At 64.6% G+C, this 14059-nt stretch carries 10 protein-coding genes; 7 read left to right on the top strand and 3 right to left on the bottom strand.

Annotated elements, in window-relative coordinates; translation table 11 throughout:
- Positions 1-175: 175 nt before the first annotated feature.
- Positions 176-1102 carry an alpha/beta hydrolase gene (locus tag P3S72_RS17925; protein WP_276193399.1) on the bottom strand — a complete coding sequence of 309 codons (927 nt, stop codon included), beginning with the start codon at positions 1100-1102 and terminating at the stop codon, positions 176-178.
- 122 nt (positions 1103-1224) lie between these two features.
- On the bottom strand, positions 1225-2376 hold the full coding sequence (locus P3S72_RS17920) for a GGDEF domain-containing protein (RefSeq protein WP_276193398.1): 1152 nt from the start codon (positions 2374-2376) through the stop codon (positions 1225-1227).
- Positions 2377-2489: 113 nt separating this feature from the next.
- Between P3S72_RS17920 and P3S72_RS17915 the strand changes: the two genes are divergently transcribed.
- On the top strand, positions 2490-3077 hold the full coding sequence (locus P3S72_RS17915) for an NUDIX domain-containing protein (RefSeq protein ID WP_276193396.1): 588 nt from the start codon (positions 2490-2492) through the stop codon (positions 3075-3077).
- A 230-nt stretch (positions 3078-3307) separates the two neighbouring features.
- On the opposite strand, the gene P3S72_RS17910 is transcribed toward P3S72_RS17915, so the two are convergent.
- Positions 3308-3487: a hypothetical protein gene (locus P3S72_RS17910; RefSeq protein ID WP_276193395.1), complete on the bottom strand. Its 180-nt coding sequence runs from the start codon at positions 3485-3487 to the stop codon at positions 3308-3310.
- Between the two features lie 202 nt (positions 3488-3689).
- Here P3S72_RS17910 and lexA point away from each other — a divergent pair, with 202 nt between their 5' ends.
- The 6 genes from lexA (at position 3690) to uvrA (ending at position 13767) form a co-directional block, all read left to right on the top strand.
- The gene (gene lexA, locus P3S72_RS17905; protein WP_276193394.1) at positions 3690-4307 is read left to right on the top strand and encodes a transcriptional repressor LexA; all 618 of its coding nucleotides are present in this window, start codon (positions 3690-3692) and stop codon (positions 4305-4307) included.
- Positions 4307-4921 (top strand): translesion DNA synthesis-associated protein ImuA, encoded by a 615-nt coding sequence (imuA, locus tag P3S72_RS17900; protein WP_276193393.1) that lies wholly within the window; start codon positions 4307-4309, stop codon positions 4919-4921. Before lexA ends, imuA begins: the two co-directional genes overlap by 1 nt.
- Positions 4922-4928: 7 nt before the next feature.
- On the top strand, positions 4929-6344 hold the full coding sequence (locus P3S72_RS17895; RefSeq protein WP_276193392.1) for a DNA polymerase Y family protein: 1416 nt from the start codon (positions 4929-4931) through the stop codon (positions 6342-6344).
- Positions 6320-9412, top strand: coding sequence for an error-prone DNA polymerase (locus P3S72_RS17890; protein ID WP_276193391.1), 3093 nt, complete (start codon positions 6320-6322; stop codon positions 9410-9412). The genes P3S72_RS17895 and P3S72_RS17890 overlap by 25 nt, the downstream gene beginning before the upstream one ends.
- A gap of 126 nt (positions 9413-9538) precedes the next feature.
- Entirely contained in the window at positions 9539-11245 is a 1707-nt protein-coding gene (locus P3S72_RS17885; protein WP_276193390.1) for an ATP-binding protein, read from the top strand.
- Between the two features lie 2 nt (positions 11246-11247).
- Positions 11248-13767: an excinuclease ABC subunit UvrA gene (uvrA, locus tag P3S72_RS17880; protein WP_276193389.1), complete on the top strand. Its 2520-nt coding sequence runs from the start codon at positions 11248-11250 to the stop codon at positions 13765-13767.
- Positions 13768-14059: the final 292 nt, after the last annotated feature.

The following is a 14059-nucleotide window of genomic DNA, read 5'->3' as shown; positions in this document are numbered from 1 at the left end:
AATAAAAAGAGTTGTCCACGAAAACCGTGGGTATCTCTGTGGATAACTTTGCGCGGGCCCGGCGGGGGTTGGCGATTCAGCCCAAGGTCAATATTTGATCAACTTCTGGCGCGGGCCAGCATAGGCTGGGTTTGCGCTTGACAGCCCCGTGCGAACCCAGTGCCGAAAACACACTTTATGAGTCGTTGGTGTGCCCAGTTGAGTGGGTGACAACCTGTGTCGGCATCTTCGCCTGCATCAGGTTGTCCAGTGCTTTGCGATAGCTGCGACCGGCCAGGCTCATGCTGTTGTTGTGGCTGGCGCCAGGCACCAGCAACAGCCGCTTGGGTTCCTGGGCGGCGGCAAATAGTTGCTCGCTGAACCGCGCAGGGACATAGAGGTCGTCCAGGCCGTGGACCACCAGCAGGGGCATATGGATGTCGGCAATCTTGTCGATCGAATCGAATTTCTGCGACAGCAGCCAGCGCACCGGCAAGGAGGTATTCGCCATGGCAGTGGCGACATCCGCCAGGGAAGTGAACGTCGATTCGATCACCAGTCCGCGCACGGGCAAGGGGGTTTGTCGGCCCAGTTCAGCGGCCAGGTCGATTGCCACCGCGCCGCCCAGGGAGTGCCCGTAGATCAGGCGTTTGCTTGGGTCGGGTTGCAACAGTTGGAAGCGTTCCCAGGCGATGCGTGCATCCTCGTACACCGTGGTTTCCGAGGGCAGGTCGCCCTGGCTCTGGCCGAAGCCGCGGTAGTCGATGGCCAGCACCGAATAGCCCAGCGCGTGCAATTGCTCGATGCGAAACAGCTGCCCGGTGAGGTTCCAGCGCACGCCATGCAGGTACAGGATGGCCGGCGCGTCCTTCTTGTCTGCCGGCCACCACCACCCGTGAATGTTCTGTCCCGACTTGAAACTGGCGGGCGTGAGCTCGAATTCCTGCACCGTCTTGGGTAAGCCGCTGTACCAACTGGCGGTGCCCGGTTCGATGCGAAACAGCAGCTCGCGCTCTTTGTGTTGCAGCACGGCGCAACCCACCGGCAACCCGAGGATCAAGATGGCCATGCACAGCAGGGGAAACCAGCGCAGGCCCAGGCGGGAGAGAAAACGAGAGGACATGAAGGTTCCAGGACAAAGGCGAGGCACGGGTTTTACCCGATGGCCACCGGGGGCAGGCATTAATTCGACGGCCGTCGGCGGGGATTGCTTGCAAAGTATTACGGCATTCAGGTGCCGTCCAGTCAGGCGATCGCCACCACCTGCACCCGATTGCGTCCATGGGCCTTGGCCTGGTACAGCGCCTGGTCGGCCTGGGACAGTAAGTGCGAGAGGTCATGGCCTGCCGCCGTGGTGGTCACGATGCCGATGCTCACACTCAAGAACCCTGGTGTCAGCAGGTCCAGTTCGGCAAACCCCCGGCGGATGCGCTCGGCCACTTCAAACGCACCGGCCGCATCGCTGTCGGCCAGCAGGCAGGCGAACTCTTCACCGCCGATACGCGCAAACACATCACCGCTGCGCAGCGTTGCCCGGGTTACCTGGCTGAAGGCGATCAGCACCTGGTCGCCCATGGGGTGGCCGAAACTGTCGTTCACGCGCTTGAAGTGGTCCAGGTCGCACAGCAACAAGGCTGCGCTGCGCTGGCGACGGCTGCTGTCGACTAGCAGTTTTTCGCCCTTGAGCATAAAGGCGCGGCGGTTGCTGGCGCCGGTCAGTGCATCGCTGAAGGCGGCGGCCTTGAAGCGCAACTCGGCGCGCTCCTTGACCATCGCCAGGGTGACGTAGGCAATGCCGATGGCATACAGCATCGATTCAAACAGCATGAACGAAAAAAACGGCACGCCTTCGCCCCCCGAGGCCTGGGCGTTTTTCAGCGGCAGGCCGGGGTCGGTGAGCGCGCGTATGGCGTAGAACGCGGTATGCAAAAGGGTCAGCACCAGGGCGGGGGCGTAGGCGACTTCCAGGGTCGCGCGGTTGCGCCATAGCTCCATGGCCGACAGCACGCCATAACTGGCCGCCAGCAGCGAATACAGGGTGACCCGCGCGGACAGCGAACCATAGAACTGCGGCAGCAGGCACATCAACAGCCACACGCCACACCCGGCAAAAATCCCCGGCAGGCTGGGCTTGCGTTGCACGAAGGTGCGCATGGCGGTCCAGTTCATCGCAGCGCTGAGCACTAGCACGACATTGCCCAGGATCAATGCGACAAAGTCCACGCCCACGCCGCGCACCACGATCAGCCCGGTGCCCAGGGAGGCGAGCAGCAGCATGATGCCGAGATAGCCCAAGGTTGGCTCACGGCCACGGCTCCAGGCATGCACGGTGAGCAGGCCCATCAGGCAGAACACGAACACGGCCACTATCAGTAGCGTCGGGATATGCAGCGACATTGCCTTGCCCTTGCAGAGACCTTTTGTGGGCGCGATTGTAGCGGTATGCGACCCGCTTGACGCTGACCTTGCCACCGCGACATGCTCCTGCTCCTTTGAGCAAAGGCCCGACCATGGACAACAGCCCCGTTCGCATCACCGCCGAAGAGACGCTTTCGGACAATTGGTACCTGCTGAAAAAATACAGCTTCGACCTACGCCGCCGCGATGGCAACTGGCAGGCCCAGACCCGCGAGGTGTACGACCGGGGCAACGGCGCGACCATCCTGTTGTACAACCGCGCACAGCGCACTGTGCTGCTGATCCGGCAGTTCCGCATGCCCACCTTCGTCAACGACTACCCCGGTTACCTGATCGAAGCCGCAGCCGGCTTGCTGGACAACGCCAGCCCGGAAGAACGCATTCGCCTGGAGGCGGAGGAGGAGACGGGCTATCGGGTGGGGCATGTGGAGAAGATCTATGCGGCGTTCATGAGCCCGGGGTCGGTGACTGAGCGGATTCACTTTTTTCTCGGCGAGTACCAACCGGGGGATCGGGTGGGCACGGGCGGTGGGATTGAAGAGGAGGGTGAGGATATCGAGGTGCTGGAATTGGGGTTTGAGCGGGCGCTGGCGATGGTGGAGAGTGGGGCGATTGTGGATGGGAAGACCATCATGTTGTTGCAGCATCTGGAGTTGCGGATGTTGAAAGAGGGGTGGTGAGGGTGGGGCGTGTAGATATCCGCTTTTTCGATAAAAGTAGCCAAAACTAGGCTCGGTGTGCCCCAGATCAAAAGCAAAGCGGCCTTGTAGCCGACCGGGTTCTGCGAGCCGAACTCGGTCAAAAATGTGGGAGGGGGCTTGCTCCCGATGGCAGTGGATCAGTCATGCATGTAGTGGCTGACACACCGCCATCGGGAGCAAGCCCCCTCCCACATTTTGATCTCCATGGATCAGATAGAACTCATTCTGCTCTGGCTCTGGCTCTGGCTCTGGCTCTGGCTCTGGCTCTGGCTCTGGCTCTGGCTCTGGCTCTGGCTCTGGCTCTGGCTCTGGCTCTGGCTCTGGCTCTGGCTCTGGCTCTGGCTCTGGCTCTGGCTCTGGCTCTGGCTTTTGATCTTGATCTTAGGCACACCGAGCCTAAGCGAGGTGCCGAGTGGTGGGGCAAGAGCCCATTGGTTACTTTGGGGCTTTTCCAAAGTGACCCGCTGTAAGAGCGGAACCATAAGCCGCCGTGACCTAAATAACGGATATGTACACGGTCACCCACCCCACCCCAACCCAGGCCAACCCCCGACTAGCGGCTATTGTCAGAAATTTCCCACAGGAGTACAAATGTACTCCATGACAACCCTAACCCCCCGCCGCGCCGCCATCCTGACCTTCATCCGCGACCGCATCGCGCAACAAGGCCAACCCCCCAGCCTCGCCGAGATCGCCGAGGCATTCGGCTTCGCCTCCCGCAGCGTCGCGCGCAAACACGTGGTGGCCCTGACCGAAGCCGGCTTCATCGAGGTCAACCCCAACCAAGCCCGTGGCATTCGCCTGCTCAACCAGCCAGCGCGGCCTGAATGGCTGGATATTCCAGTCCTGGGCCGAGTAGCCGCCGGCTTGCCCATCGGCGCCGATGCCGAAGTCCACAGCCGCCTGCAACTCGACCCGGCCACTTTCGCGAAAACCCCGGACTATCTGTTGCGGGTACAGGGCGACTCAATGATCGAAGACGGCATCCTCGACGGCGACCTGGTGGGCGTGCGCCGCAGTGCCGAAGCCGTGAACGGGCAGATTGTGGTGGCGCGCCTGGACGGTGAAGTCACCATCAAGCGTTTCGAACGCAATGGCGACAGCGTGCGCCTGCTGCCGCGCAACCCCGCGTATCAACCCATCGTGGTCGGGCCCGATCAGGACCTGGCCATCGAAGGCGTGTTCTGCGGCCTGGTGAGGCAAGGCTGATGGGCGCCGTCGTTGCCCTGGACGCGCTGTTCAATGGCGGGCGCGTCTGGAAGGGCCGGCCCGCCGCGCCACCGGCCAGCGTCCACCCCACGGGGCTGGCGGCGCTGGATGCGGTGCTGCCCACGGGCGGCTGGCCGGAGTCGGCCCTCAGCGAAATCCTGATGGCCAAGGACGGCGTGGGCGAACTGCAACTGGTGTTGCCAACCCTGGCGCGGTTGTCGGCGGCGGGGGAGCGCATAGTGCTGGTGGCGCCGCCCTACACGCCGTACCCCCACGCCTGGCAGAACGCCGGGGTGGATGTGCGCCAGCTCTCGGTGGTCCGCGCCGAGGAGCGGGATGCGCTGTGGGCGGTCGAGCAGTGCCTGCGTTCCGGCAGTTGCGGCGCGGTGTTGTGCTGGCCGCGCAAGGCCGATGATCGTGCCTTGCGGCGCTTGCAGGTGGCGGCGGAAACCGGGCAGACCCTGGCGTTTGCCTGGCGCGCCTTGAGTGAAGCGCTCAACGCCTCGCCGGCCGCCTTGCGCCTGGCGGTCGACGCTCGGCCCGCGCAAGTGCGGGTGCTCAAGTGCCGGGGCGGGCTGGCCCACCCGGCGCCGATTGCCCTGGTCGGGCACTGAGGTTGGCATGCGCTGGGTCTGTATTGTCTTTCCGCAATTGGCGCTGGACGCGGTGCAGCGCATGCATCCGGCGCCGCACGAGCCGCTGGCGCTGCTGGCCGGTACGCCGCAGCGGCGCGTCCTGCAAACCGTCAATGCGGCCGCGCACGCCTTGGGCCTGCGCCCCGGTCAATCCCTGACGGCGGCGCATGCCCTGGTCAACACCTTTGCCTGCGCCGAATACGACCCCGTGGAAATCGAACGCTGGCAGCAGTTTCTGGCGGCCTGGGCCTACCAGTTCAGTTCCCAGGTCAGCGTGTTTTACCCACGCGCCTTGCTGTTTGAGATCGAGTCGAGCCTGGGCCTGTTCGGGCCTTGGCCGCGCTTTGAGGCACGCCTGCGCAAAGAGCTGACCGAGCTGGGCTTTCGTCATCGCATCGTCGCCGCCCCCAACCCGGCGGCGGCGCGGGTGCTGGCGAACCTCTACAATGGCTTGGCCGTGGCCGATGATCAGGCATTGATGCAGGCCTTGGCGCCGCTGCCCATTGACCGCGCCGGCCTTGATCCGCAGGCCGCTATCGCCTTATCGCGCATGGGCTTGCGCAGCCTGGCCCAGGTGCAGGCGTTGCCCCGGCACACCTTGGCGCGGCGCTTTGATGCGGCGTTGCTCAAACACCTGGATGCCCTGAGCGGGCAGCGGCCGCTGGCCCTGGGGTTCTATCAGCCGCCGGACCGCTTCGATGTGCGCATCGAGCTGAACTTCGACGTGCAATCCCACCAGGCCCTGCTATTTCCGCTGCGCCGTCTGACCGGTGACCTGTCCGCCTTCCTCTGTGGCCGCGACAGTGGCGTGCAGCGTTTCGACCTGCACCTGGAACACGCCCAGGCCCCGGACAGCGTGATCAAGGTCGGCCTGCTCAGCGCCGAGCGTGACGCGGCGATGCTGTTCGAACTGGCCCGTGGGCGCCTGGAGCAGGTGCAAGTCAGCGCACCCGTGCGCGGTTTTCGCCTGGTGGCCCAGGACCTGCCGGTGTTCGTGCCGCAACGCCAGGACCTGTTCGATGACCGCCCGCAACAGACACTGCCCTGGGAGCAACTGCGCGAACGCCTGCGCGCGCGGCTTGGCGACGAAGCGGTGCAAGGCCTGCGCTTTCACGCCGACCACCGCCCCGAATGCGCCTGGCAAGCGGCGGCCGATAAAACCCCGTGCCCAACCTTGAACAACGTCCAGCGCCCCGGCTGGCTGCTCAACGAGCCGACCTTACTGGCCGAGCCGGGCGTGCAGATCCTGATGGGCCCGGAGCGCATTGAATCGGGCTGGTGGGATGGCGCCGATATCCGCCGCGACTATTACCTGATCCAGACCCGCGCCGGCCAGCAAGGCTGGGCCTACCGCACCGTGGGGCACAGCGATGGGTTGTGGCTGCAAGGCTGGTTTGCATGAGCTACGCCGAGCTGCATTGCCTGTCCAATTTCAGCTTCCAGCGCGGTGCCTCCACGGCGCTGGAGTTGTTCGAGCGGGCCAAGCGCCAGGGCTACAGCGCCCTGGCGATCACCGACGAATGCACCCTGGCCGGCATCGTGCGCGCCTGGCAGGCGGCGAAGGCCGTGGGCTTGCCGCTGATTATCGGCAGCGAGATGCGCCTCGAAAACGGCCCGAAACTGCTGCTGCTGGTGGAAGACCTCAGCGGCTACCAACACCTGTGCCGCTTGATCACCCTGGCCCGGCGGCGGGCGGAGAAGGGCCGTTATCGCCTGCTGCAAGAAGACTTCGACCAACCGCTGCCCGGCCTGTTGGCGCTCTGGATCGCCGAAGACCGCGACACCCAGGCCTCGATCCAATGGCTGCGCCGCACCTTCGCCGGGCGCCTGTGGCTGGCGGTGCATTTGCACTGCGGGCAGAATGATGCGCGCCACCTGGAGCAACGCCTGCAACTGGCTGCGACCTTGCAGCTCCCGGCAGTGGCCTGCGGCGATGTGCATATGCATGCACGCGGCCGCCGCGCCCTGCAAGACACCATGACCGCCATCCGTCACCACGTGCCGGTGGCCGAAGCCGGTACGCGCCTGCATCCCAATGGCGAGCGGCATCTGCGCAGCCTGCCGGCGTTACAGGCGCTGTATCCGCCGTCGTTGCTCGACGAAACCCTGGCCATCGCCCGCCGCTGTACCTTCGACCTCAGCCAACTGCGCTACCAGTACCCGCGTGAGCTGGTGCCCGCCGGCCATGACGCCCGATCCTGGCTGCGCGCCGTCACCGAAGAAGGCATCGCCCGGCGCTGGCCGCAAGGGGTCGACGCGAAGACCTTGCAGCAGATCAATAACGAACTGGAGCTGATCAGCGAGCTGGGTTACGAAAGCTATTTCCTCACCGTGCATGACATCGTGCGCTTTGCCCGCAGCCGTTCGATCCTGTGCCAGGGCCGGGGTTCGGCGGCCAACTCGGCGGTGTGTTTCGCCCTGGGCATCACCGAGATCAACCCGAGCCTGATGAACATGCTGTTCGAGCGCTTCCTGTCCAGGGAGCGTAACGAGCCGCCGGACATCGATGTCGACTTCGAACACGAACGCCGCGAAGAGGTGCTGCAATACGTGTTCCAGCGCTATGGCCGCACCCGCGCCGCACTGACGGCAGTGGTCAGCAGCTACCACGCTGCCGGCGCGGTGCGCGATGTGGCCAAGGCCCTGGGTTTGCCGCCGGACCAGGTCAATGCGCTGGCCGAGTGCTGCGGGCGCTGGAGTGACGATGCACCGCCCGTGGAGCGCTTGCGCGAAGGCGGTTTCGACCCCGACAGCCCGGTGCTGCGCCGCGTGCTCACGCTGACCCAGCAACTGATCGGCTTCCCCCGGCATTTGTCCCAGCACCCCGGCGGCTTCGTGATTTCCGAACACCCGCTGGACACCCTGGTGCCGGTGGAAAATGCGGCCATGGCCGAGCGCACCATCATCCAGTGGGACAAGGACGACCTCGACGCCGTCGGCCTGCTCAAGGTGGATATCCTTGCCCTGGGCATGCTCAGCGCGATCCGCCGTTGTTTCGACCTGCTGCGTCGCCACCGCAGCCTCGACCTGTGCCTGGCGACGATCCCCAAGGAAGACCCGGCCACCTACGCGATGATCAGCAAGGCCGACACCCTCGGCGTGTTCCAGATCGAGTCGCGGGCGCAGATGTCGATGTTGCCCAGGCTCAAGCCGCAAACCTTTTATGACCTGGTGATTGAAGTCGCCATCGTGCGCCCGGGTCCGATCCAGGGCGGCATGGTGCATCCGTATCTGCGGCGGCGGAACAAGGAGGAGCCCACCACCTATCCGTCGCCGCAGCTTGAAGCGGTACTCAAACGCACCCTCGGCGTGCCGCTGTTCCAGGAACAGGTGATGCAGATCGCCATGGTCGCCGCCGATTACGGCCCTGGCGAAGCCGATCAGTTGCGTCGTTCCATGGCGGCCTGGAAACGTCACGGCGGCCTCGAACCGCACCAGCAACGCCTGCGCACCGGCATGCTCAAAAACGGCTACAGCGAAGCCTTTGCCGCGCAGATTTTCGAGCAGATCAAGGGTTTTGGCAGCTATGGCTTTCCCGAGTCCCACGCCGCCAGTTTTGCCTTGTTGACCTACGCCAGTTGCTGGCTCAAATGCCATGAACCGGCGGCCTTCGCCTGTGCGTTGATCAACAGCTGGCCCATGGGTTTCTACAGCCCGGACCAGATCCTGCAGGACGCCCGGCGCCATCGCTTGCAGATCCGCCCGGTGGATGTGCAGGCCAGTGACTGGGAGTGCAGCCTGGAACCCATCGCCGGCGAGCAACCGGCGATTCGCCTGGGTTTGCGCATGATCGCGGGGTTTCGCGAGGAGGATGGGCGGCGTATCGAAGCTGCGCGCCAGCGCCGTGCATTCAGCGACATTGCCGACCTGGACCAACGCGCCGGGCTGGATACCCGTGCCCAGGCCTTGCTGGCGGATGCCGGAGCCTTGCGGGCCTTGGTCGGCAACCGGCACAAGGCGCGCTGGGACGTGGCGGGGGTACACAAGCAACTTGGGCTGTTCGCCGGCCTGCCCAGCCCTGACGAAGCGCGGGTGGAACTGCCAGCGCCGACGGTGGGCGAGGACCTGCAGGCCGATTACGCCACGGTCGGCACGACCCTCGGCCCGCATCCGTTGGCGTTGCTGCGTGAAGAGTTGCGCAAACGCCGCTGCCGCAGTTCCCTTGAGCTGATGGCGGTGGAGCATGGACGCACTGTCAGCGTCGCCGGGCTGGTGACCGGTCGCCAGCGCCCCGGCACCGCCAGCGGCGTGACCTTTGTGACGTTGGAGGATGAGTTCGGCAACCTGAATGTGGTGGTCTGGCGCGACCTGGCAGAACGCCAGCGCCAAGCCTTGGTAGGCTCGCGTCTGCTCAAGGTGGACGGGCGCTGGGAGGCGGTGGGCGAGGTGCGGCACCTGATCGCCGGGCGTCTCACCGATCTGTCGCCGTTGCTGGAAGGCGTTGCGGTGCGCAGTCGGGATTTTCACTGACAGAAGTTGGCCGGACCTCCGTGGATAAGCTATATGCAATGAAACGAATGATTGCCGACAAGCTCCAAGTTTTTATCAGCGGTGCAGCACCCCCAACCAACGCTTCTCTTCGCCAAGAGCCCACCGATGCGTTTTTTATCCAATACCCATGGCTGCGAAGGCTGGGGCGGTGAAATGGCCCAGCGAATCCGCGACTTCGACTGGTCTAACACCGACCTCGGGCCGATCGATCGCTGGTCCACCAGCCTGGCCTGTACCGTGCAGATGCTGCTGGCGTCGCCCGTGCCCATGGTGATGCTCTGGGGGCGGGCGGGTTACATGATCTACAACGACAGCTACTCGGCGTTTGCCGGTGGCCGCCACCCGTATCTGCTGGGCACGCCGGTGGAGCTGGGCTGGCCGGAAGTGGCCGACTTCAACCGGTATGTGGTGGATACCTGCCTGGCGGGCGGCACCCTGTCCTATCACAACAAGGACCTGGTGCTGTTGCGCAACGGCAAGCCGGAAGACGTGTGGCTGGACCTCTACTACAGCCCCGTCGCCGGCGATGACCAACAACCGGCCGGGGTGTTGGCGATTGTGGTGGAGACCACTGCCCATGTGATTTCCGAACGCTTGCGCGAGGAACTGACCCATAACCTGGAACAGCGCGTAGCGGCTGAAGTGCAGGCGCGCTCCGCCGCCGAGGAGCAGTTGCGCCAGTCGCAAAAGCTCGAAGCCATTGGCGGGCTGACCGGCGGCGTGGCCCACGACTTCAATAACCTGCTGCAAGTGATCGCTGGCAACCTGCACCTGCTGGCCCGTCATGAACCGGATAACCCCCAGGTACAGCGGCGTGTCAGTGCCGCCATCGCGGCGGTGGAGCGCGGTGCCAAGCTGTCCTCGCAATTGCTGGCTTTCGCGCGCCGCCAACCACTCTCACCGGCGGTCTACAACCCGCAGCGCATCTATGCCAGCCTCGGTGAACTGCTGCAACGTGCGCTGGGTGAAACCATTCAGATCGAGGTGCAACTACCCCAGGATTGCTGGTGCATCCATGTCGACCGCAACCAGTTGGAAAACGCACTGCTCAACCTGGCGATCAATGCGCGGGACGCCATGAAAGGCGAGGGCGTGATTCGCATCACAGGCGAAAATATCATCCTCAACCCGCGAGATTGCACCGGTAAAAGTCTGCAGCCCGGCGAGTATGTGCGCCTGGCCGTCACCGATATCGGCGTGGGCATGCCGAAGGCGATCCTGGCGCGGGTATTCGAGCCGTTCTTCACCACCAAGCGTGACGGCCACGGCACCGGCCTGGGCCTGAGCATGGTGTTTGGTTTCGTGCGGCAAAGCGGCGGGCATGTCGAGGTGTCGAGCGAGGAAGGCAAGGGCACCGTGGTGCACATGTATTTCCCGCGCAGCTTGGGTGAAGAAACCCCCGAGCCCCACGCCGAGCCTGTGCCACATGCCGTGGGCCAGGAAACCATCCTGGTGGTCGAGGACAACGAAGACGTGCGGGTGACCGTGGTGGAACTGCTGAAACAGGCCGGCTACACCGTGCTGACCGCCGAGGATGGCGACCGGGCGATGCAAGCCTTGCAGGGCGGTGTGCGGCCCGACCTGATTTTCACCGACGTGGTGATGCCCGGGCGGATCAAGAGTATCGACCTGGCCGAGTGGGCCCGCGCACAGTTGCCCCCGGTGCCGGTGTTGTTCACCTCGGGCCATACCCGCGACATCCTGTCCGGCACTCACCTGCTGAGCCCCGACATTCATCTGCTGAGCAAGCCCTATAGCCCCGAAGCGCTGACGCAACGGGTGCGCAGCGTGCTCACCGCGCCACAAGGTTGACCATGACTTCATCGCGCAACATCCCTCAGATCACTGCCCAACAGCTTGGGTTCGTCCGGGTTCGCGGCGCTCGCGAACATAACCTGCGTAACGTCGATGTGGATATCCCACGGGATGCCTTGGTGGTATTTACCGGCGTGTCGGGTTCCGGCAAGTCGTCCCTGGCCTTTTCCACGGTGTATGCCGAGGCCCAGCGGCGCTATTTCGAATCGGTGGCGCCTTATGCGCGGCGCCTGATCGATCAGGTCGGCGTGCCCGATGTGGATTCCATCGAAGGCCTGCCGCCCGCCGTGGCCCTGCAACAACAGCGCGGCACGCCGAGTGCGCGTTCGTCGGTGGGCAGTGTGACCACGTTGTCCAGTCTGATCCGCATGCTGTATTCGCGCGCCGGCAGTTATCCGCCGGGGCAGGCGATGCTGTATGCCGAGGACTTTTCGCCAAACCTGCCCCAGGGCGCCTGCCCGCAATGCCACGGCCTGGGCCGCGTGTATGAAGTGACCGAGGCGCTGATGGTGCCCGATCCCTCGCTGACCATCCGCCAGCGCGCAGTGGCGTCCTGGCCTTTGGCGTGGCAGGGCCAGAACCTACGCGACATTCTGGTGACCCTGGGCTATGACGTCGACATCCCGTGGCGCGACCTGCCGAAAAAGCAGCGCGACTGGATTCTGTTCACCGAAGAAACCCCGACCGTGCCGGTGTACGCCGGCTTCACCCCGCAACAGACCCGCGAGGCGTTGAAGCGCAAGTTGGAGCCGAGCTACCAGGGTACGTTCAGCGGCGCGCGGCGCTATATCCTGCACACCTTCAGCCACACCCAAAGTGCGCTGATGAAAAAGCGTGTCGCGCAGTTCATGCAGGGCAGCGCCTGCCCGGTGTGCGCCGGCAAGCGGCTGACTCAGGCGGCGTTGTCGGTGAAGTTCGCCGGGGTGGACATTGGCGAGCTGTCGCAACTGTCGCTGACCCAGTTGGCCGAGCTGCTGCGGCCGGTGGCGGCGGGGCAGGACACGATGACGCTGTCGGTGGAAAAACGCTTGGCCGCCCAACGCATCGCCGAGGATTTGCTCGAGCGGGTCAGCACCTTGACCGAGTTGGGCCTGGGTTACCTGTCCCTGGAGCGCAGCACGCCGACGTTGTCGTCCGGCGAGTTGCAGCGCTTGCGCCTGGCCACGCAATTGGGTTCGCAGTTGTTCGGCGTGATCTATGTGCTCGATGAGCCGTCGGCGGGGCTGCACCCGGCGGATGGCGAGGCGCTGTTCACTGCGCTGGCGCGTTTGAAAGCCGCCGGCAATTCGCTGTTTGTGGTGGAACACGACCTGGAAACCATGCGCCGCGCCGACTGGCTGATCGACGTCGGCCCGGCGGCCGGAGAACACGGCGGGCAAGTGCTGTACAGCGGGCCGCCGGCGGGCTTGGCGCAGGTTGCAGCGTCGCAGACCCGTGAGTATCTGTTTGCCGAACGGCGCCCGGCGAATCCTCGGCGCCGGGAAGCGAGCGGTTGGCTGAGCCTGGAGGGTGTGACGCGCAATAACCTCAAGGCGGTGAGTGTCGATTTCCCGCTGGGTTGTTTCACGGCGGTGACCGGTATTTCCGGCTCGGGCAAATCCAGCCTGGTCAGCCAGGCGCTGCTGGAGTTGGTGGGCAGTGGCCTCGGCCGCGTACTGGAAAGCGACGATGAGCCGAGCCTGGAAGATGACACCCCGCCAACCAGCGGCGGGCGTATCATCGCCGGGCTGGAGCAGATTCGCCGACTGGTGCAGGTGGACCAGAAACCCATTGGCCGCACCCCGCGTTCCAACCTGGCGACCTACACCGGGCTGTTCGACAACGTGCGCAAACTGTTCGCCGCCACGCCGGGCGCGAAGCTGCGTGATTACGATGCGGGGCAATTCTCGTTCAACGTCGCCAAGGGCCGCTGCGCGAACTGTGAAGGCGAAGGGTTCGTCAGCGTTGAGTTGCTGTTCATGCCCAGCGTGTATGCGCCGTGCCCGACCTGCCACGGCGCGCGCTACAACCCCGAGACCCTGGCGATCCAATGGCAAGGCTTGAACATTGCCCAAGTGCTCGGTTTGACCGTCGAGCAGGCGGTGGCGGTGTTTGCCGAGCAGCCAGGGGTGCTGCGTTCGCTGCTCGTGCTGCGCGATATCGGCCTGGGTTATCTGCGCCTCGGCCAACCGGCGACTGAGCTGTCCGGGGGCGAAGCGCAACGCATCAAGCTGGCCACCGAGCTGCAGCGCAATGCCCGGGGCGCGACCTTGTATGTGCTGGACGAACCGACCACCGGCTTGCACCCACGGGATGTCGACCGCTTGCTCAGCCAGTTGAATCATCTGGTCGAGGCGGGGCATACGGTGGTTGTGGTGGAACATGAAATGCGCGTGGTGGCCCAGAGTGACTGGGTGATCGATATCGGCCCGGGCGCTGGGGATCTGGGCGGCAAGGTGGTGGTCAGCGGTACGCCGCAACAGGTGGCGAAGAGCAAGAAAAGCCGCACCGCGCCGTTCCTCGCTCGAGAGCTGATCTGAGCATCGAAGGAGATTAACTGTGGGAGGGGCGGTGTTCATGAGAGCGGGGCTCACCGCCAGCACCAGGATGCTGCCTTTGATGATCATCGGCCACTAACCCCGCCGATCAAGCAAGGGAGTGAGGTCAATGTGGGAGGGGGCTTGCCCCCGATAACGGTGCATCAGTCACAGTATCTGTGCCTGACCCACCGCCATCGGGAGCAAGCCCCCTCCCACATGGGTTAGGCGGTGTTCATGAGAGTGGGGCTCACCGCCAGCACCAGGATGCTGCCCTTGACGATCATCTGCCACT

The sequence above is a fragment of the Pseudomonas sp. D3 genome (assembly GCF_029320995.1).
Classification (GTDB): Bacteria; Pseudomonadota; Gammaproteobacteria; order Pseudomonadales; family Pseudomonadaceae; genus Aquipseudomonas; species Aquipseudomonas paraveronii.
The sequence above is the reverse complement of the archived record's forward strand: the minus strand, read 5'-3'. Positions and strand labels throughout refer to the sequence as shown.

Coding starts and splice junctions, on each gene's coding strand:
- P3S72_RS17925 (WP_276193399.1), bottom strand. CDS start 1,102: ATGTCCTCTCGTTTTCTCTCCCGCCTGGGCCTGCGCTGGTTTCCCCTG.
- P3S72_RS17920 (WP_276193398.1), bottom strand. CDS start 2,376: ATGTCGCTGCATATCCCGACGCTACTGATAGTGGCCGTGTTCGTGTTC.
- P3S72_RS17915 (WP_276193396.1), top strand. CDS start 2,490: ATGGACAACAGCCCCGTTCGCATCACCGCCGAAGAGACGCTTTCGGAC.
- lexA (WP_276193394.1), top strand. CDS start 3,690: ATGTACTCCATGACAACCCTAACCCCCCGCCGCGCCGCCATCCTGACC.
- imuA (WP_276193393.1), top strand. CDS start 4,307: ATGGGCGCCGTCGTTGCCCTGGACGCGCTGTTCAATGGCGGGCGCGTC.
- P3S72_RS17895 (WP_276193392.1), top strand. CDS start 4,929: ATGCGCTGGGTCTGTATTGTCTTTCCGCAATTGGCGCTGGACGCGGTG.
- P3S72_RS17885 (WP_276193390.1), top strand. CDS start 9,539: ATGCGTTTTTTATCCAATACCCATGGCTGCGAAGGCTGGGGCGGTGAA.
- uvrA (WP_276193389.1), top strand. CDS start 11,248: ATGACTTCATCGCGCAACATCCCTCAGATCACTGCCCAACAGCTTGGG.